The organism is Streptococcus infantis, from assembly GCF_047464715.1.
GTDB lineage: Bacteria > Bacillota > Bacilli > Lactobacillales > Streptococcaceae > Streptococcus > Streptococcus infantis_S.
Window position 1 is genome coordinate 67,377 of sequence record NZ_JASHBJ010000002.1, and the last position, 18,132, is coordinate 85,508.

18 protein-coding genes and 1 pseudogene are annotated in these 18,132 nt (G+C 41.0%); 5 read left to right on the top strand and 14 right to left on the bottom strand.

Annotation, left to right across the window (positions count from 1 at the left end; translation table 11 throughout):
- Positions 1–22: 22 nt before the first annotated feature.
- The 5 genes from pheT to QM419_RS05100 form a co-directional block, all read right to left on the bottom strand.
- Positions 23–2,428 (bottom strand): phenylalanine--tRNA ligase subunit beta, encoded by a 2,406-nt coding sequence (gene pheT, locus QM419_RS05080; RefSeq protein WP_414278108.1) that lies wholly within the window; start codon positions 2,426–2,428, stop codon positions 23–25.
- A 130-nt stretch (positions 2,429–2,558) separates the two neighbouring features.
- Complete coding sequence (pheS, locus tag QM419_RS05085) at positions 2,559–3,605, bottom strand: phenylalanine--tRNA ligase subunit alpha (RefSeq protein ID WP_254726395.1); 1,047 nt, start codon at positions 3,603–3,605, stop codon at positions 2,559–2,561.
- Between the two features lie 276 nt (positions 3,606–3,881).
- The gene (gene ldcB, locus QM419_RS05090) at positions 3,882–4,619 is read right to left on the bottom strand and encodes an LD-carboxypeptidase LdcB/DacB (RefSeq protein ID WP_414278109.1); all 738 of its coding nucleotides are present in this window, start codon (positions 4,617–4,619) and stop codon (positions 3,882–3,884) included.
- A gap of 11 nt (positions 4,620–4,630) precedes the next feature.
- Positions 4,631–5,092 carry an HIT family protein gene (locus tag QM419_RS05095; protein WP_414278239.1) on the bottom strand — a complete coding sequence of 154 codons (462 nt, stop codon included), beginning with the start codon at positions 5,090–5,092 and terminating at the stop codon, positions 4,631–4,633.
- A 1-nt stretch (position 5,093) separates the two neighbouring features.
- Positions 5,094–6,131 (bottom strand): M42 family metallopeptidase, encoded by a 1,038-nt coding sequence (locus QM419_RS05100; protein ID WP_414278110.1) that lies wholly within the window; start codon positions 6,129–6,131, stop codon positions 5,094–5,096.
- Positions 6,132–6,263: 132 nt separating this feature from the next.
- Here QM419_RS05100 and QM419_RS05105 point away from each other — a divergent pair, with 132 nt between their 5' ends.
- Positions 6,264–6,812, top strand: a complete 549-nt coding sequence (locus QM419_RS05105) for a DUF1307 domain-containing protein (protein WP_414278240.1) — start codon at positions 6,264–6,266, stop codon at positions 6,810–6,812.
- 39 nt (positions 6,813–6,851) lie between these two features.
- Here QM419_RS05105 and brnQ read toward each other — a convergent pair whose 3' ends face one another.
- The 6 genes from brnQ to QM419_RS05135 all read right to left on the bottom strand — a co-directional run bounded on the left by brnQ (position 6,852) and on the right by QM419_RS05135 (position 11,973).
- The gene (gene brnQ, locus QM419_RS05110) at positions 6,852–8,174 is read right to left on the bottom strand and encodes a branched-chain amino acid transport system II carrier protein (protein WP_414278111.1); all 1,323 of its coding nucleotides are present in this window, start codon (positions 8,172–8,174) and stop codon (positions 6,852–6,854) included.
- A 163-nt stretch (positions 8,175–8,337) separates the two neighbouring features.
- Positions 8,338–8,619, bottom strand: a complete 282-nt coding sequence (locus QM419_RS05115; RefSeq protein WP_414278112.1) for a rhodanese-like domain-containing protein — start codon at positions 8,617–8,619, stop codon at positions 8,338–8,340.
- Entirely contained in the window at positions 8,616–9,206 is a 591-nt protein-coding gene (locus QM419_RS05120; RefSeq protein ID WP_414278113.1) for a uracil-DNA glycosylase family protein, read from the bottom strand. The genes QM419_RS05115 and QM419_RS05120 overlap by 4 nt, the downstream gene beginning before the upstream one ends.
- Positions 9,207–9,259: 53 nt before the next feature.
- Positions 9,260–10,660, bottom strand: a complete 1,401-nt coding sequence (gene pepV / locus QM419_RS05125) for a dipeptidase PepV (protein WP_414259493.1) — start codon at positions 10,658–10,660, stop codon at positions 9,260–9,262.
- Between the two features lie 12 nt (positions 10,661–10,672).
- Complete coding sequence (locus tag QM419_RS05130) at positions 10,673–11,278, bottom strand: nitroreductase family protein (protein ID WP_414259494.1); 606 nt, start codon at positions 11,276–11,278, stop codon at positions 10,673–10,675.
- A 194-nt stretch (positions 11,279–11,472) separates the two neighbouring features.
- On the bottom strand, positions 11,473–11,973 hold the full coding sequence (locus QM419_RS05135) for a hypothetical protein (RefSeq protein WP_049494191.1): 501 nt from the start codon (positions 11,971–11,973) through the stop codon (positions 11,473–11,475).
- Positions 11,974–12,110: 137 nt separating this feature from the next.
- Between QM419_RS05135 and QM419_RS05140 the strand changes: the two are divergent.
- Positions 12,111–12,334 (top strand): annotated as a pseudogene (locus QM419_RS05140) (amino acid ABC transporter substrate-binding protein); the annotation flags it as partial.
- Between the two features lie 63 nt (positions 12,335–12,397).
- On the opposite strand, the gene QM419_RS05145 reads toward QM419_RS05140, so the two are convergent.
- Positions 12,398–13,231 (bottom strand): metallophosphoesterase family protein, encoded by an 834-nt coding sequence (locus tag QM419_RS05145; RefSeq protein WP_414278114.1) that lies wholly within the window; start codon positions 13,229–13,231, stop codon positions 12,398–12,400.
- A gap of 208 nt (positions 13,232–13,439) precedes the next feature.
- Here QM419_RS05145 and QM419_RS05150 point away from each other — a divergent pair, with 208 nt between their 5' ends.
- Genes QM419_RS05150 through QM419_RS05160 form a run of 3 tightly spaced genes read left to right on the top strand, consistent with a single transcriptional unit; the run spans position 13,440 to position 14,543 of the window.
- The gene (locus QM419_RS05150) at positions 13,440–13,634 is read left to right on the top strand and encodes a helix-turn-helix transcriptional regulator (protein ID WP_178895353.1); all 195 of its coding nucleotides are present in this window, start codon (positions 13,440–13,442) and stop codon (positions 13,632–13,634) included.
- A gap of 14 nt (positions 13,635–13,648) precedes the next feature.
- Positions 13,649–14,191 carry a DUF6773 family protein gene (locus QM419_RS05155; protein WP_414278115.1) on the top strand — a complete coding sequence of 181 codons (543 nt, stop codon included), beginning with the start codon at positions 13,649–13,651 and terminating at the stop codon, positions 14,189–14,191.
- A 10-nt stretch (positions 14,192–14,201) separates the two neighbouring features.
- Complete coding sequence (locus QM419_RS05160; protein WP_414278116.1) at positions 14,202–14,543, top strand: hypothetical protein; 342 nt, start codon at positions 14,202–14,204, stop codon at positions 14,541–14,543.
- A 49-nt stretch (positions 14,544–14,592) separates the two neighbouring features.
- Here QM419_RS05160 and QM419_RS05165 read toward each other — a convergent pair whose 3' ends face one another.
- Positions 14,593–15,489 carry a TDT family transporter gene (locus QM419_RS05165; protein WP_414278117.1) on the bottom strand — a complete coding sequence of 299 codons (897 nt, stop codon included), beginning with the start codon at positions 15,487–15,489 and terminating at the stop codon, positions 14,593–14,595.
- A 198-nt stretch (positions 15,490–15,687) separates the two neighbouring features.
- The gene (locus tag QM419_RS05170) at positions 15,688–18,024 is read right to left on the bottom strand and encodes an endonuclease MutS2 (RefSeq protein WP_414278118.1); all 2,337 of its coding nucleotides are present in this window, start codon (positions 18,022–18,024) and stop codon (positions 15,688–15,690) included.
- Positions 18,025–18,132: the final 108 nt, after the last annotated feature.

Here is an 18,132-nt window from a genome sequence, read left to right on the forward strand (position 1 = left end):
CCTAGGGATGGATTTTAGACTTTTAACGCACTTCTGCATGCACTTTTTCTTCGAGTGATGCTTGGATTTTTTCCATATAGCGTGCGACTTCTTCGTCGGTCAAGCTATCTTCTGGATTTTGGAAGGTCAAGCTGTAGGCCATTGACTTCATACCAAGTCCTAGTTTTTCACCTGAGAATACGTCAAAGAGTTTGATGTCTGTCAAACGTTTCACGCCCGCAGATTTGATAGCATCAACTACATCTTGGTGAGTCACTTCTGCTTTGAGAAGAAGAGCAATATCACGGCTAACTGCTGGGAATTTAGTGATTTCCACAAATGGAGCGGCTGGTTTAAGAGCTGTCTCAATAGCTGAAAGGTTGAGCTCTGCTACATACGTTTCTGGAATATCGTAAGCCTTAGCTGTAACAGGATGTACTTGACCGAGGAAACCAAGGACTTGGTCACCGAGTGAGATCAAGGCTGTACGTCCTGGATGAAGACTAGCAATTTCAGAGGTTGCTGTATAAGTCACTTCAAGACCCAAGCGAGCAAAGAGGGCTTCCAAAATTCCCTTAGCATAGAAGAAGTCAACAGGAACTGCTGCTGTTTGGAAGTCTTTTTCAGCAACTAAGCCAGTCAAGGCAAAGGCAAAGCTATTGATTTCGTTTGGCAATTCTTCTTTTGGATTACCAGTTTGCTCGAAGACTTTTCCAATCTCATAAAGAGCCAAGTTTTTGTTCTTACGCGCTACGTTGTAGGCAACTGTATCAAGGATACCAGAAACCATATTTTGACGGAGGACCGAACGATCCACGGTCATTGGCCACATGAGCTCTGTTAAATTGCTTGGCGATGTAGCAAATTCAACGGCTTTTTCAGGGGTTGTCAGAGCGTAGGTAATGATTTCTGTTAATCCTGCTCCTTCAGCAATGGTACGAACTTGACGACGGAGTTTTTGTGTCGCAGTCAATTCACCAGCTGTCCCATCGTCTTTTGGAAGACTGGTTGGCAAGCGGTCATAACCATAGATACGTGCGATTTCTTCAAAAAGATCAGCTTCAATAGTGATGTCCCAACGGCGACGTGGAACACTCACAGTAAAGGAATCAGCATTTCCAGAAAGGCCGAAACCAAGGCGACGGAAGACATCTTCAATATCTGCGTAGGAAAGCTCTGTACCGAGGACACGGTTGACGTCAGCAAGAGTTGAAGAAACTTCTACATCTGAAGTGTCGAGCTCACCCGCTGAAACGATGCCCTTACGCACGGTTGCACCTGCAAGCTCTGCAATCATGCTCGCTGCCGCATCAAGGGCTTCATTGACAGTTGCCACGTTGATGCCTTTTTCAAAGCGAGAAGATGATTCAGAGCGAAGGTTGAGACGACCACTAGTCTTACGGATCGATTTGCCATTGAAGACAGCAGCTTCAAGGACAACACGAGTAGAGCTTTCAGAGATTTCTGTAGCCTGACCACCCATAACACCTGCAAGGGCTACTGGTTTATCAGCAACAGTGATCACTAAGTCATTTGTTTCCAACTCACGCTCTTCACCATCCAAGGTTACCAATTTTTCACCAGCACGTGCTTCACGCACACGGATCTCGCTTCCTTCAAAGGTATCTAAGTCAAAGGCATGCATCGGCTGACCAAAGTAAAGAAGGATATAGTTGGTCACGTCCACCACGTTGTTGATTGGACGGATGCCTTCATTCATGAGGAGGTTTTGCAACCATTGTGGACTTGGTGCGATGGTCACATTGTCCAAGATACGGGCTGCATAGTATGGAGACTTGTCTGTGTCAATGCTGACAGAAAGAGCATCGGCTATAGCTTGGTCTGTTTCTGAAAGAGCAAATTCTTTAAAGTTAACTGCCTTGTCATAAATCGCTGCTACTTCGTACGCTACCCCACGCATAGAAAGAGCGTCTGCACGGTTTGGAGTGATAGAAAGCTCGATGATTTCATCATCCAAGTCTAGGTAAGAGAAGACTTCATCTCCTGGAACAGCATCTTGAGGCAAGATTTGGATCCCATCTGCGAATTCTTTCGGTACAACAGAATCAGAAATGCCCAACTCACCAAGTGAACAGATCATCCCGAGTGACTCTAAGCCACGGATTTTTCCTTTTTTGATCTTGTAGTTATCAGCAATGCGTGCACCTGGAAGAGCTACCATGACCTTGATGCCAGCACGCACATTTGGTGCTCCACAGACGATTTGACGAGCTTCTTCTTCACCCACATTGACTTGGCAGACATGGAGGTGTGTTTCTGGTACATCTTCACAAGACAAGACTTCTCCGACGACAATTTTTGAGAGACCAGTAGCTGGTGATTCCACACCTTCCACCTCGATCCCTGTAGTTGACATTTTCTCAGCCAACTCTTGTGATGGCACATCAATGTCCACCAATTCTTTTAACCATTTGTATGATACTAACATAATTCTGAGTATAAGATCTCAAGGAGCGAGACCTTTTCGATTCCTTTCTTTTTCTTTGAGGCAGTCCTCACCATTTCTCATTGAGAGAAAATGATTAGTACAGTATAGGACTGTGTTTCAGGTTTCAATCTTATTTAAACTGTTCTGAGAAGCGGACATCGCCTTGGTAGAATCCACGGATATCGTTGATTCCGTAACGAAGCATAGCGACACGTTCTTGACCAAGACCAAAGGCAAAACCAGAGTAAACACTTGCATCAATCCCACTCATTTCAAGGACACGTGGGTGAACCATTCCGGCACCCATAATCTCGATCCAACCTGTTTTCTTACATACATTACATCCGTCTCCGCCGCACTTGAAGCATGAAACGTCAACCTCAACAGATGGCTCTGTGAATGGGAAGTAAGATGGACGCAGACGGATCTGGCGCTCTTCACCAAACATTTTTTGTACAATCAACTGAAGAGTTCCTTGAAGATCGGCCATAGAGATGTTTTTCCCAACAACCAAACCTTCGATTTGGTGGAATTGGTGACTGTGGGTCGCATCGTCTGTATCACGACGGAATACACGTCCTGGTGAGATCATCTTCAAAGGACCTTTAGAAAAATCATGGGCGTCCATAGCACGCGCCTGAACTGGAGACGTGTGGGTACGGAGCAAGATTTCTTCTGTGATGTAGAAAGTATCCTGCATATCACGAGCTGGGTGATCTTTTGGAAGGTTCATACGTTCAAAGTTGTAGTAGTCTTGCTCTACTTCAAATCCATCCACAACTTGATAACCCATACCAATGAAGATATCTTCGATTTCTTCACTGGTTTGTGTAAGGACGTGACGGTGACCTGTCGCAACTGGACGACCTGGGAGAGTCACATCAATACTCTCACTTGCTAGTTGAGCTGCGACTTTCTTTTCTTCCAAAAGCTTAGCTGTTTCTTCAAAAGCGGCTGTTAAGACATCACGAGCTTCATTGACGTGTTTTCCGATAACAGGACGCATTTCAGCAGAGACATCTTTCATCCCTTTGAGAATTTCAGTAAGCGATCCCTTTTTCCCAAGGACTGAGACACGCAAGTCTTGCATCTCTTTTTTATTTTCAGCAGTAATCTGCTTCAAGCTAGCCAGCGTTTCTTCACGAAGCGCTTTTAATTGTTCTTCAATAGTTGACATAATTCCTCCATCAGTCGCTCGTAGATAAAAAGAAAACCACATGCCAAAAACTCCACTCGGAGCGTTGACACGCGGTACCATCCGTTTTCATCTGACAAGTCAGACCTTCATTTCTAAATCCATGCGCAAGTGAATTCACTCAACTTTCATATAGAGAGCTTGCAGTCACGGCTCTCCTCCCTGATATACTTCCCTTGAGTTACTAGTCTTGCAGATTCCTATTTAATTACTAAATATTTTATCAAATTTCAAGCATTCTTGCAAGATGTTTTGCGACTAATCAACATAGTCTCCACCTTCAAAGCCATAATACTCTTCCAGACTGAGGCCACTTGCAGCGATTTCTTTGGCTTCTTTACCAACATAGCGAAGGTGCCATTCCTCAGCCATATAACCAGTTTCTTTTTCCTTACCTTTGAGGTAACGAACGACAAAACCATAGTCTGCCGCATGGTCTAGTAGCCATTGGGCAGCCTTTTCTTCAGTCACTAAATCTCCATTTGTATCAATAAGATCAAAAGCTAAGCCAGTTTGGTGTTCACTATATCCAGGCCGAGCCGATTCACGATCAGCAGTTTCTTGTCCATCTTCAACAATATATTTTTGATAAAGTTTTTCTTGTGATTCGTAGCTTCTAAAACCGCTGTAATCATCGCTAATTGCAAATCCCTCTTCTTGCATGGCAACAATCAACTTCAACAACTCTGCTTTAGCTGTGGGATTTTCCCCTGGATTGTAATCTTTTGACATAGGATAGTGCTTATTTGCAACTACAATCTCATCGTACTTACCTTGAATGCTGTAGTGATCTCCTTTGTTGACTACTTCCGCTTTCTTTTGCTTACTTTCCTCGCTACTAGTTGTAACTTCTTGCTCCCTTATGCTTTCAGTTTTTTCTTGAACAGTTGATTGCTCTGAAGAAGTTTTTGCGTCAGGAGTAGCTGATTTTTCTTGTGAACAAGCTGCCAATGTCAAGGCTAATAATCCTGATAATACAAGATATCTTTTCTTCATCTTTAATCCTTTCATTTTACTATCTGGTTTAAAGTTTCTGATAATGTCGCAATCAAGTTTTCCAGTCTCCGATCCTTAACTTGATATTCTTCAGCGACCATTTCTTCCCAAGGAACCCACCAGACTGGACCACGCCCATTAAGTCCGTGTCCCTTCATATCACCCTCTCGTCTTGGAAAAATATGCCAGTGGGCATGTGCATCTCCATTTCCTAACAACTCTACATTCATCTTTTCAGCAGAAAAGGCCTTATAGACAGCTTCCTGAACCAGACTCATTTCCTCTAAAAAGCGGAGTTTGAGACTTGGACCTAGATGATGTAATTCTGTAACATGTTCTTTTGACAGGAATAAAGTATAGCCTTCAAAATACTGGTGGTCTCCAATGACAACATAGCCTGTTTCTAATTCCTTCACAAAGTAGGGATTGTCACCAGTCTTGATGAGTTCAATTCTTTGGCAAATCAAGCACATCTTAGTCCACCAAGTCACTCTTGAGATAAGCATCTACCATACGCTCAGTAGCCACTACAGAATCAATATGAGTACGCTCATAAGAATGGCTTGACTCAATTCCTGCTCCTAGAAGAGCGTGCTTAACCTCTGCTCCAGCTGACATGGCTGCAGAAGCATCCGAACCGTAAAATGGATAGATATCTAGTTTAAATGGAATGTCTTGCTCTTTAGCTAAAGCAACTAAATGTTGACGGAATTCATAGTGGTAAGGACCCGAAGCATCTTTGACACAGATAGAGACTGTGTACTCGTCCGTCTGCTGGTCATCTCCCATCGCTCCCATATCTACTGCCATATATTCGACAACTTGACTAGGGATACTTGAGTTAGCACCATGCCCCACTTCTTCAAAGACTGAAAAGGCAAAATGCGTAGTAACTGGAAGTTCAATTCCTTCTTCTTTATAGACTTTAAGGAGATTGAGGAGAATAGCTGCGCTGACCTTATCATCCAAATGACGCGATTTGATAAAGCCTGAATCAGTCACCACAGTTCGTGGGTCAAAACTGATAAAGTCTCCAACTTCGATACCGAGTTCGCGTGTTTCTTTTTCGTTTGTTACTTTTTCATCCAAACGTACTTCCATATTGTCCTGCGTACGTTCCGCAGTTCCAGCATCCTTATAGACGTGACAAGAAGTTTGGTGGATTAAAATGGTACCTGAAATAGCCTTACCTGTACTAGCCACATGAACAGTACAGTTTTCCCCCTCAATCATGTTCCAAGGGTATCCACCGATACGATCCATTTTGAGACGACCATCTGGTTTAACAGCGCGAACGATAGCTCCCAGGGTATCCACATGGGCAGTTACATAACGTTGTTTTTCATCATTTTTACCTTTAACAGTAACGTTGACACCACCTTTGGCAGTACGGACAGGTTGATAGCCTAACTTTTCAAGTGTCTCAACTAAATAATCAGTAATCTCACGTGTAAAACCTGTTGGCGATGCGATAGCAGTTAGTTCTTTAATATATTCTACAGTTTGATTCATTTCTTCACCTCTTCTTACCATTATATCACTTTTCCCATTTTAGTATGTGTAAAAAGGAAAAACTGACATACTTTGATAATGAAAGTATGTTATGGTATAATAAAAGTAGTTCTTATGATGAAAGGAAAAAATATGAACAGATATTTCAAAATGACGCTTCTCTTAGCCTTACCGTTGGCATTCTTGTTGGGATGTTCTAAACAATCAACAACTTCTAACTCTTTAAAAGCAGAAACAAGTGAAGTAAAATCTACCGAAACTGAAACTACTGAGGCTGAAACTACAGAAAAGAAAGCTGAATCAAAAACTGTAGCCTTTGTTCATGACAGTAATCCAGGAAGACATTCTACCTTGACATACACTGTTGAAGGCGATGATGTTATGAAACAAGAAGTTTATAATGTTTTTGAACCTGAAGTACTCAATAAGAGCGCCGATGAGATTAAAGAACTTATCGTGAAAACTTATAAAGGGTATGAAGGAATTAAGGGCGTTACACAAAATATCGAATTCAAAGATGGAAAAGTCGTCCATACCATGGTCATTGACATGACTGTAGTCAATCTTGATGAGATGAAAAAAGCAATGCCAAATGAATATTCAGGAGCTGGAAAACGTGTAAGTTTTGCAAAAACTAAAAAAATGCTTGAGGATCTTGGGTATACTGAAAAAACGAACTAAGAGTAATAAAAAAACCTTGGCAGATGCCAAGGTTTTTTATTACATCTCAAAAGCTTCACTTTCTTGTTTGTTAGGAAGAACAAGAGAAAGTAAAATTCCGATAAAAGCTGGTACTAACCATGGCAATGAAGCCTTAGCAAATGGTAGAGCATTCACAATGTTGGCAAGGAAGGTCACTTCAAATGAACTTCCTAAGACGCTAGCTATGGCAATAGCAGTTACAAGTCCCATAGTCAATTGCATCCCTGGTTTTGAAAGTGGTACAAATTTGTTCACAATCACAATCATAACAATCACAATGGTGATTGGATACAAGACAACTAGTACTGGCACTGAGTACTTGATAATGGCACTTAAACCAAGGTTTGCAATAGCAAAACCAATCAAAGTAAAGACAGTCGCATAAACCTTGTAGCTGATTTGTGGGAAACGTCCGTTAAAGAACTCCGCAGTTGACACAATCAACCCTACAGTAGTTGTAAAGCAAGTTACGGTTACCATAGCTGCAAGGAAAAGCTGAGCAGTAGAACCAAAGATTTCTTGAGTCGCTTGAGACAAGATATAAACTCCAGGAGTTCCACCCTTCATCGCTTCTTCTGTAACTGGGAAATGATTCCCAAGGAATCCTAAACCGATATAGAGAGCACTAAATCCTAAAGCTACAACGATTCCAACGACCCAAATAGTTGAAATGTATTCTTTCTTACTTGAAAATCCAAGCTGTTTCAAGGTTTGAACAGCGATAACACTAAAGGCAACAGAAGCAAGCGCATCAAGTGTATTATATCCCTCAAGGAAACCTGCACCAAAGGCTGAAGTTTGATAGGCACCTGATGCTGCTTGCGCTGCGTTCCCACCATATTTAAAGGCCCCAAGGATAACCAAAACAACAATCAAAATCGCAAATACTGGAGTCAAGATTCGTCCGATACGATCCAAAATCTTTGAAGGGTTAAGGGCGATTAAATAGGCTGCAACAAAGTAGAGAATGGTAAAGACAATCAAACCTAACCCCTTATCTGCTTCGGCCAGGAGGGGACTAATACCGACCTCAAACGATGTTGTTGCTGTACGTGGAATGGCAAAGAATGGACCAATCGACAAGTACAAAGCTGCAAGATAAATCGTCGCAAACCATGGAGAAATTTTCTTAGAAATCTCATAGATATAACCCTTAGGATTAAGGGTCCCAATAATCAAAGTTAGGACGGCAATCCCAACACCTGAAAATACAAATCCTGCAATGGCAGGAAGGAAGTTTTCTCCAGACTGTGCGCCTAGAGTTGGAGGGAAAATCAAGTTACCTGCTCCAAAAAATATTCCAAACAGAAGTAATCCTGTTAAAGCACCTTTTTTAGCCATAAACTCTCCTTATAAAATTAAATTACTTTCTTAGTATAACATGTTTAAAGGCATGAAAAGGCTATCTCGAAATAATTCTAAAATGTTTTCAATTTTCTGATTTTTAGAGCAAAAAAAATCCCTTTAAAACCTTTCTTATTTTCGGTCTCAAAGGAAGTTTTTCTTATTCTAAAGCATCCATGCCACCTTGGACATTGATAACTTCGTAGCCCTGCTCTGCAAGGAATTGACAGGCGCGTGCTGAACGCATTCCTGATTTACAAATCACGTAGTAAAGCTGGTTTTTTTCCAGTTGTTTATAAGTATCCGCTAGTTGGCTGAGAGGGAAATTACGAGCACCTTCTAAATGAAGAGCTTCAAATTCCTCTACTTCTCTCACGTCCACTAGAGAAAGTTGCTCATTTTGATAAAGCTGGTAAAATTCATCGAAGGAAATTTCTTTCATTCTTTTTCTCCTAAAATTGTTTTAATTCTTTTTTTCAAATCTGGAACCACTTCTTCCTCAAACCAAGGATTTTTTTTCATCCAAATTTGATTACGTGGTGATGGATGCACCAAAGGAAAATAATCAGGTAAATAATCTTTAAAGCGATGCACACGGTCCGTCACCTTACCACTAACTTTCTCATGCAGATAGTAGGCTTGGGCATACTGACCAATCAAGAGTGTTAATTGAATATCTGGCAATTCCTTCAAAAGTTTTGGATGCCATTTTTCTGCAAAACCTGGACGTGGTGGTAGGTCACCCGATTTTCCATGACCTGGAAAGTAGAAATCCATGGGTATGACTGCAAAGTAACCTGAGTTATAAAACGTGTCTTCATCTACACCCAACCATTCTCGCAAGCGGTCACCACTTTTATCCTTCCAGTAAAGTCCTGCTTCTTGAGTTTTGAGTCCAGGAGCTTGCCCAATGATATTGATACGAGCTGTTTTTGGTGCTGCAAATAGTGGCTCGATACCCTGCTCAGTATAACTGGCATTCTGTGGATCTGCCATAATGGCTTGCTTGATTCTTTCGATTTGAGACATTTGCTTTCCCTCCAAAAAGAAGTCCAAGCATAAAATCTCGGACTTCTAGAGCATTATTTGATCAATTCGTAGATAGCTTCAGCGTAGATGGCTGCTGCACGGAAAAGATCGTCCAAGGCGATAAATTCGTTGGCTTGGTGCATAGTATCGATAGAGTCTGGGAACATAGCACCGTAGGCTACACCACGCTCTAACAATCGTCCAAATGTTCCACCACCGATGACTTGTTCGTGACCTTGAAGTCCAGTTTGTTTTTCATAAACATTCAACAAGGTTTGAACAAGCGGATCTTCCATTGGCACATAGTGAGGAGTGTGACCATGTTCAGAAAGGCTGACTGAAGCAACTGGCAAGCTTTCAAGAACTGACTTGATTTGCTCTGGGCTTGTTCCTTTTGGATAACGGAAGTTGAGGGCAATAGTATTGTCAGCACTTGTTTCGTCAAAGCGGAAGACACCCGCATTCATAGAAAGGGCTCCCATCTTTTCATCCACATGAGCAACCTTCAAATTCTTGCCTTCGTGGTCATTCAAGAGAATCTTTCCAGCAATGTCAAGGTAGTCTTTTGCAGGTCCTTCAAAAGCAAATTGGCTGAGGAAGAGAGCAAGGTAAGTCGCACCATTGACACCTGAAGCAGGCATAGCTCCATGAGCTGATTTACCAATTACAGTAACCCTGTACTGACCGTTTTCTTCTTGAATTTCTCCTCTGAGTTTGTGCTCTGCAACGAAGGCATCTAGTTTAGCTTGCAAGTCAGCCAAGTCCCCTGAAACGACTGCAGTTGCTGATTCTGGCACCATGTTTTCACGCAAACCACCTGTAAAGCTGTGAAGACGTGTTGCACCAGTATTTTCACCAGCAAAGTGAAGGTATTCTGTGATATTTCCTTTTTCACCATTGATGATAGGGAATTCAGCATCTGGAGAGAAGCCAAAGTCTGGTTTTGCAAGCCCTACATGCTCAAAGTAGTAGTCCATATCTGCCCAACCTGACTCTTCGTCAGTTCCGACGATGAAACGAACTTTCTTAGAAGTTGGAAGTCCCAATTCTTTGATGATTTTCAAACCATAGTAACATGCTGTAGTTGGCCCCTTGTCATCAGAAGCACCACGCGCATAAAGACGACCATCTTTGATAGTTGGAGTGTAAGGATCAGTATCCCATCCACTACCTGCTGGCACTACGTCCATGTGGGCAAAGATTCCGAGAACTTCTTCTCCTTGACCAAACTCGAAATGTCCGGCATAGTTGTCGACATTTTTTGTTGGGTATCCGTCACGGTCTGCGATTTCAAGGAATTTCTCCAAGGCTTTTACTGGACCAGGTCCAAATGGATGCTGCGCATCTGCCTTGCTGTCATCACGTTCTGAGTTGATTTCCAAAAGGCTAAACAAGTCAGCCAAGAGGTCTTCTTTGCGTTTTTCTACTTCTGCTGTAAAATCAATAACTGTCATTTTTTCTTCTTTCTATCTTTTCTCGATAATTTCATCTACTGGCAAGCGGTAGCTTGGTTCTAACTTCTCATCTGTGTAACCAACTGTGATCAAAAGTTCTGGACGGAAACGTTCTTCGATTTCCAAGACTTCATTGGCTTTTGATTTGTCAAAACCAAGGATAATGTTTGAACCAATTCCCTGGTCAGTCAGTGCAAGGACCAAGTTCATAGCTACTAGTCCTGCATTAAGAGCCAAGTAGTCACTAACTTGTTGATCGCTGTAACGCGCAAACTCAGCTGGAAGATTTTTCAAAAAGTACTGAAGTTGCTCTTCTGAGAAATTGTTGGCACCACCAGTACGGGCAATCTTGCGAGCACGTTTAGCTAAGTCTGTATCTGTAAACAAGGCAATGGTTACAGGTGCAGATGCTACTTGCTCAAAGTTTGAACCGTAAGCCAATTTTGCTAATTCAGAATTTTTCTCACGAACCACGACAAATTTCCAAGGCTGGCTATTATGAGCACTTGGTGCCAAGGTTGCGATTTCAATAGCTGTACGAACATCCTTCGGATCGACAGGTTTATCAATAAAATGCTTAGTCGCATGACGTTTTTTATTTAACTCAAGAAATTTCATAAGCAAGTTCCTTTTCTATTTCTATTGCTTCCATTTTACCACATTCTGAAAGAGCTTGCAGAGATTTTTCATATGTAGAGATCTTTATCCCATCTCTTAACCAGGAATTACAAGCTTTTCGATTTAGTTGTAAGCCATAATAAAAACTTTCTGCACAAGAAAAAGTAGACGATTAGTCGCCTACTTTACTCATATTATTGCGCTGATACAATTTTACTTGCAGATTCAATCGCTTGTTTCATAGCATCACGTGCAGTCTTCAATTGTTGAAGGAAAACAGTACGTGCTTCTTCTGGCATTTCTGTATCATCAGAACCAGCGCTTGACAAGCCATCATTAAATGCCTTTCTTGAAGTTTCTAGTGAGTTAAGAGCAGGTTCCACTTGTTGTTTATAAGCATCTTTTTGAGCCTCAGGAACTTTGTCACCGATTTCTTCAACATATTTCTTATAGCCGTCAATCAACTTACCAAAAAGAGTTTTCATATCTCCAATTGTTTTAGCGTTGTCAATTTCTTCATCTGTTAGAAGAGTAACTTCAGATGTGTTTGTCTTTGAGTTATCTGTTTTTGATGAAGCTGATGTTTGTTCAGTCGTGCTTGAAACTTTACTTGCAGAATCAGAAGATTTATTTCCACAAGCTGCTAAAGTTGCAACTGATAAGAGCACAAGGCCCGCAGTAAGAAGTTTTTTCATGACTATCTCCTTTAAATAGTTTTATGATACCTATATTTTAAAATAAAATAGTTTTATTGTCAAACATTTACCGAATTATTGAAGCTAAAAAGCTCATTGAGTTCACTATTTTTAAAATCTATATTAAATTTATCGAAAATGTTCAAAAGATTATCCAAGACCGAGGTTTAGACTTGAACGTAGTCGACTTGGAAAGCAATGATAATCCAAATAACTACATTATCTTCTCAAGCGATGGAAAAAAATTAAAGAACAATTTTACAAGGTCCTCAAAGAACTCTACCAAGACGGAACCCTTGAAAAACTCAGCAAAACCTATCTCGGTGGTTCCTACCTACCAGATCAATCTCAATTACAATAAGATATATTAAAAACGATTGGCTAGTCCAATCGTTTATTTAGTATCTGTTAATCAAAGCAACTCTTACAAAAAATCAAAATAATTCTTCACATCCTCCACATAGCCATGCTTTTCAATTAAACTAGCTAACAAATCTCTATTATGGCCTTGATAGTTGTCCTCTCGCCGCAATTCTTCATACATTTCGATAAAGGGAAGGCCCTTGGTCTTGGCTGATTCTAGCTCTGCTTCATAGTCATAAACAACCTTACGAAATTGGATATTGACTAATTCACCATTTTCAACCTCAAGTAAGGCATACTGGGCACGGTGATTTTTCAGCCCTACCCAGTCAAAATAAGGCATACCAATCGAACCTGGATTGATGATTTGTTGACCTTGGCTACCATAACGAAGCAATTGCTTGTGAACATGACCATAGACGGCTACATCAGTAGTTTCATCAAGTAGCTGGTCAAATTTTTCGGTATCATTTTCAACCAGCAAATCACCACCATAATTTTTCTCAGGTAAATTATGTGAAAGAGAAAAGCGCAAGCCTTCTACTTCTTTCTTGGCTACCATAGGTAGATTTCTCAACCAATCAATATGCTCTGGGTTTAGACGCTCCATCAGATACTGGGTCAATCGCATAAGCTGAATTTCTTGGGGATCCTCTAAACCATATTGCCCATCTAAAGCCTCTAACACACAATCATCCCAGTTACCTCGAACAGATGCTGTAATGGGAAGGTCTTTCAAAAGAGCCACTAAGTCATTTGCTCCCGGCCCAGGAAGAAAAATATCTCCCAGAAGCCAATATTCAGTCGCTCCCAAATTTTTAGCGTCCTCAAGCACTCCAGCTAAGGCTGTCGTGTTGCCATGAATGTCTGATAAAATTGCAATCTTATGGTTCATTTTCTGCTCTTTCTGTATTGGATAGCATTCAGGGTATCCAAATCACTCTTATTTTTCTTCATTATAGCATAAAATCGCTAGAAGATTTTCACATAGAAATATTATCACCAAGATTCTTTTAAAAATATGTCAAAAATAGTTGACATTTTATTTTTTAAAAGATATACTATAGTCAAATATATGTGACATAATCAAATAAGGAGGAAGCATGAATCGTGTGAAAGAATTCCGCAAGGAATTGGGCATATCCCAGCTCGAACTTGCCAAAGATATCGGTGTCTCTAGACAAACCATCAACATGATTGAGAATGACAAGTACAATCCTACTCTGGAACTCTGTCTCAATCTCGCTCATAGCCTCCAAACAGACCTCAACAGTCTCTTTTGGGAGGACGAATTTTAATAAGGAGAAGAAAAATGAAAAAAGAAACTCTCACTGAAAAACTCATCAAACGCACTTACGGCATTTCTGGACCAATTGATGAACACAAACAACGTGAGGCTGACCGCATCGGAAATAAAATCTTTATGGTTCTCTTCTACCTCATGGTTTTTGGCAATCTCATTCCCTTTGTCCTTGCTTACAAATATCCCCAAATGGTCGCTTTCGGATATCCAATCATTATTTTTCTGGTTTCTATGGCTTGTGCTATCTATGTTTCCACTCAAACTAAAAAAACAGGTATTACTGCTATTGATCCTGAAATGTTGACTTGTAAAGAAAAGAAACAATTGCACTACCCTGGACTTAAGGCTGGTCTAGTCTATGGAGTTTTTATGTTCTTTGGCATGCCACTTCTCAATGTCTTAACGAATGATGACAAGAACTATTTCACCTCTCTTTTCAATTTAGGTCATTTCACATCAATTCTATTCGCAGCCTTCTTTTTCGGATTAATGATGCAACTTGTCGTCTGGCTTCGCATTCGAAAAGCCAAAAAAGATCAAGACGACTATTAGGAGGAATCATATGAAATCATTACAAACTTTAATTCTCAGTCATATTTTGGTCAGTATCTTTATGACCTTTTTCCTAGTTTATGGCTATCTTACACGCCCTTTTCTGATCATCTTCCTGCTAGCCCTTCCTGTCTTGAACAAAGGACAAAGATTTCAGAAAATCACATCAAAAAAAATACGCCTCCTAAACGCATCTCTCTGCTTTATCCTCGTATCTCTCCCACAACTAATTACGAATTCTATGGATTGGAGATATCTCCTATTTCTAACCATCTGTATAATTTTTAGTTTGGTCTACTTCTATACTCTCTATCAACTCTTTAAAGAAGTTAAGCAAAAAGAATGTTATTAATCGCTCTAAAAAACACCCCCCCTAACACTTCTCCGTGCTAGGGGGTCTTTTAGTTTCTTAAATATCTCACATATTCTACTAATACGTAGACAAGGATTGTTAAACAAATGATCGTTTCTAACCAAACGAGGAGGTTAAGAGCTGGAAACTGTAGGATACCCTGGGCCATTTTCAAGGAAGTTGCCGTGATGATGGTTGGGAAAGTTAGAGCTGAAAAGGATGGTTGAAATCCCTGTTTTAGAATTCTCGGCAAGCGACCAAGGACAAAGAAAAAGAAAGTCTGTGATGCAAGAATCATGACCAGTAAAACCCAGCTAGGAAGACCTGGGCCTCCTATCCGAACCAGTGCTGCCAACAGTAGAGAAAATGGAGCACAATAGATTCCTTCTTGACCCATTAAAGCTAGTGGCAATGGATTCTTTTTCAAATCTTGATAAATGAGAGGATACAGGATGAGGGTTAAGATAAAACCAAAAATCCAAGCTCCATAGGCAATACCAACTATCCCCACCACGGGGTAGGTCAAGCTTGCTACTGCTATTCCTACATAAAGAACAGTCCAAGTCGGTGTAGCACTAGCCCTTGGCTTAGTCTGAACGTAATTGATAGTAAAGTAGATGATTAAGCCTACATCTAGTAGAAAGGCAAACCACCAGAGAACCTGCGCAATGAAGTTCAAGCTAACTGGTAGAATTCGCAACAAATAGGTCGATAAAATCATCCCTGCCATGGGAAAGGTCGCCATTCCCGATAATAGAGGAGCTTTCTTAAGTTCTTGCTGGCTTTCTTGCCAATCACTAAGATGACTGTATAAAAAATAAAACCATAAAATCAAGCCTGACAAACTAAAGACGTGGGATAATAGTGGAAAAATATCCAGGATGAGATTGCCTGCTCCAGCCAATCCCAATAAGCACCCTGAAAAGGCTAAGGGGAGTTTCTTCATGTTAACCTCCGAAAATAACGTTACTATCAGTATAGCATAATTAAAGCTCAGCTAGACAAGCCTTCATCAATTTTTTTTGGCTATAAAACGATTGTCCCCTTTTAAAATACTCACTAACAATAATGATTAAAATAAATTCATCAAAAGAGTACCTATCACTTGATAGGTACTCTTTTAACATTTCATTCTATAGCTTGGTTAGCCTTTAAAGGTAACGATAGTCGCTCCAGAACCACCTGCATTTTGTGGCGCATAGCCAAAGCTCTTGACTTGCTTGTTTCTTTGGAGATATTTAGTTACTCCTTCACGGATGACTCCTGTACCGATACCATGGATGATGTCTACTTGAGCCATGTTGTTGAGCAGGGCTTGGTCGATAAAGGCATCCAAGGCTTCCATAGCCTCCTCATAGCGTTTGCCACGAAGATCAAGTCTAGCTTGCGGTGCTTTACCAACAGCACGCTTGACCACGTTGACTTGTTTCTTCTTGACTGGTGCTTCTTGCTGAGCTTGTACCAAGTCAAACTCTTTTTCTTCAAGCGTCATCTTAATCAAGCCAACCTGAGCCTCCCAACGACCATCCTTGAGTTGATTGGTCAAGGTACCTCGTTGACCATAGCTTAAAACGATGATATCATCCCCAACTTTTGGAGCTCGTTTCTTCTTGGCCTTTTGAAGAACCTTGTTTTTAGAAAGATCAACTTTTTCAGGTGCTAATTTTTTGAGCTTAGCCTTGGCTTCAATAATTTCATGTGGTTTTAGTTGAGATTTGCTGTGAAGATTTTTAAGAATATCATCACTTTCAGCCAGAGCCAATTCAACGATTTCGGCAGCTTGCTCACGTGCCTTATTGAGTTCTGTTTCCTTCTCACGATTGAGTTCATTGTAGAGTTTTTTAAGCGCACGGTTCATCTTGAGGTTTTCCTGCTCAACTTGGCGAATATTCTCAAGACGTTTACGGCTTTCAAGTGTCTGCTCTTCTAATTGCTCAATGATGCGATTAACATCATTGTCTTGATTAATCTGCTTGCTAGCGTCACCTACGATAACATCTGACAAGCCGAGACGTTTAGCAATCTCAAAGGCATTGCTTCGACCTGGTACGCCTTGCATAAAGCGATAGGTTGGGCGCAAGCTAGCTGTATCAAATTCCATACTGGCATTTTGAACATAGGCCGTTTCAATACCATAGGCCTTGAGTTCAGGATAGTGAGTGGTTGCCATGGTCTTGACCTGACGCAAGCGTAAGTCTTCTAGGATTGACATGGCAAGAGCAGCCCCTTCTTGGGGATCTGTACCTGCTCCAAGCTCATCAAGTAGCAAGAGCGAGTTTTGATTGACCTTGCCAAGAATATCAACAATATTAGTCATATGACTAGAGAAGGTTGACAGACTTTGTTCAATGGATTGTTCATCTCCGATATCCGCAAAGACCTCCTCGAAAATCCCCACACGACTTCCCTTATCGGCCAAAATCGGCAAACCTGACTGGGCCATCAATTGCGTCAAACCTAAGGTTTTTAGCATGATGGTCTTACCACCCGTATTGGGACCAGTGATAACGATGGCTGTTAGATCCTTACCAAAGTGCACATCATTAGCAACAGCATTTTTCACAAGAGGATGACGAACATGAAGGAGTTGAATCTCCTGTCCTTCAGAGACTTGTGGAACCACTGCTCCTGTCTCCTGGATAAAGCGGACCTTAGCCCGAATCAAGTCTAAATGCCCAATAATCCATGCATCATTAGCAATTTCAGCCGCATGAGGTCGCACTCGCTCAGAGAGTTCTTGAAGGATACGCATCATCTCATAGCGTTCGTCTGCACGAAGACTGGCGATTTCTTCACTCAGCTTGACTACTTCACGCGGTTCGATATAGACAGTGTTCCCGCTGGCAGAAATATCATGTACTACACCGGCAATCTTATTACGATAGGTATTCTTAACTGGAAGAACTTGGCGACCATTTCGACTAGCGATGATACCTTCAGTCAACATCTGTAACTTTTGCTTGAGAAGATCTTGCAGGACATCACGGACTTGACTTTCACTATCATGGATTTTACGACGGATTCGTGCTAGTTCTTCACTAGCAAAATTCTCAATAAATCCAGCCTCGTTGATGGCTTGGAGATTGCCCTGTAGATGTGGGAAGTCATGAAGTTTCTCAAACCAATTTGCCAAGTGGTCCAAGCGTACATTTTCAAGATTATCATAGAAATTTTTCAGTTCACGGCTGGCAAAGATGACACGTTTGAGAAGGAGAAATTCCTCTATGTTGAGATCAGCACCCATCTCCAAACGTTTGCAGGTAGCCGCAATATCTTTTGTTGCCGAAATGCTGAAATGAGGATGCTCAACAAAGAGTTCTTGCATCTCCTTCATCTCTGCAAAGGCTTGTCTAATTTTATCAGCTTTATCTGTTGGGACTAGCTCTTTTAACTGCTCTAGTCCTTGTTCCGTCAAAAGATGAGGCTCAAATAGAGCCTTGACCTTGTTAAATTCTAACGTTTCTAGTATTTTTGTATTCATCTAATTTCCTTAGTAAAAAAGTAATGACTTTTCTTATTTTCAACTTTTTTAATTCAATCTCTTACTTTTCGAAATTGTAAACAAAAGGCTAGGAATAGTTCCCGCCCT

What these genes read in the sequence shown, in the direction of transcription:
- QM419_RS05100 (WP_414278110.1), bottom strand. Translation starts at nt 6,131, where the DNA reads ATGAATCAAACTGTAGAATATATTAAAGAACTAACTGCTATCGCATCG.
- QM419_RS05155 (WP_414278115.1), top strand. Translation starts at nt 13,649, where the DNA reads ATGAAAAAAGAAACTCTCACTGAAAAACTCATCAAACGCACTTACGGC.
- QM419_RS05165 (WP_414278117.1), bottom strand. Translation starts at nt 15,489, where the DNA reads ATGAAGAAACTCCCCTTAGCCTTTTCAGGGTGCTTATTGGGATTGGCT.
- QM419_RS05130 (WP_414259494.1), bottom strand. Translation starts at nt 11,278, where the DNA reads ATGAAATTTCTTGAGTTAAATAAAAAACGTCATGCGACTAAGCATTTT.
- QM419_RS05120 (WP_414278113.1), bottom strand. Translation starts at nt 9,206, where the DNA reads ATGTCTCAAATCGAAAGAATCAAGCAAGCCATTATGGCAGATCCACAG.
- ldcB (WP_414278109.1), bottom strand. Translation starts at nt 4,619, where the DNA reads ATGAAGAAAAGATATCTTGTATTATCAGGATTATTAGCCTTGACATTG.
- QM419_RS05150 (WP_178895353.1), top strand. Translation starts at nt 13,440, where the DNA reads ATGAATCGTGTGAAAGAATTCCGCAAGGAATTGGGCATATCCCAGCTC.
- brnQ (WP_414278111.1), bottom strand. Translation starts at nt 8,174, where the DNA reads ATGGCTAAAAAAGGTGCTTTAACAGGATTACTTCTGTTTGGAATATTT.
- pepV (WP_414259493.1), bottom strand. Translation starts at nt 10,660, where the DNA reads ATGACAGTTATTGATTTTACAGCAGAAGTAGAAAAACGCAAAGAAGAC.
- QM419_RS05095 (WP_414278239.1), bottom strand. Translation starts at nt 5,092, where the DNA reads ATGTGCTTGATTTGCCAAAGAATTGAACTCATCAAGACTGGTGACAAT.
- QM419_RS05135 (WP_049494191.1), bottom strand. Translation starts at nt 11,973, where the DNA reads ATGAAAAAACTTCTTACTGCGGGCCTTGTGCTCTTATCAGTTGCAACT.
- QM419_RS05115 (WP_414278112.1), bottom strand. Translation starts at nt 8,619, where the DNA reads ATGAAAGAAATTTCCTTCGATGAATTTTACCAGCTTTATCAAAATGAG.
- QM419_RS05105 (WP_414278240.1), top strand. Translation starts at nt 6,264, where the DNA reads ATGAACAGATATTTCAAAATGACGCTTCTCTTAGCCTTACCGTTGGCA.
- QM419_RS05145 (WP_414278114.1), bottom strand. Translation starts at nt 13,231, where the DNA reads ATGAACCATAAGATTGCAATTTTATCAGACATTCATGGCAACACGACA.
- pheS (WP_254726395.1), bottom strand. Translation starts at nt 3,605, where the DNA reads ATGTCAACTATTGAAGAACAATTAAAAGCGCTTCGTGAAGAAACGCTG.
- QM419_RS05170 (WP_414278118.1), bottom strand. Translation starts at nt 18,024, where the DNA reads ATGAATACAAAAATACTAGAAACGTTAGAATTTAACAAGGTCAAGGCT.
- QM419_RS05160 (WP_414278116.1), top strand. Translation starts at nt 14,202, where the DNA reads ATGAAATCATTACAAACTTTAATTCTCAGTCATATTTTGGTCAGTATC.
- pheT (WP_414278108.1), bottom strand. Translation starts at nt 2,428, where the DNA reads ATGTTAGTATCATACAAATGGTTAAAAGAATTGGTGGACATTGATGTG.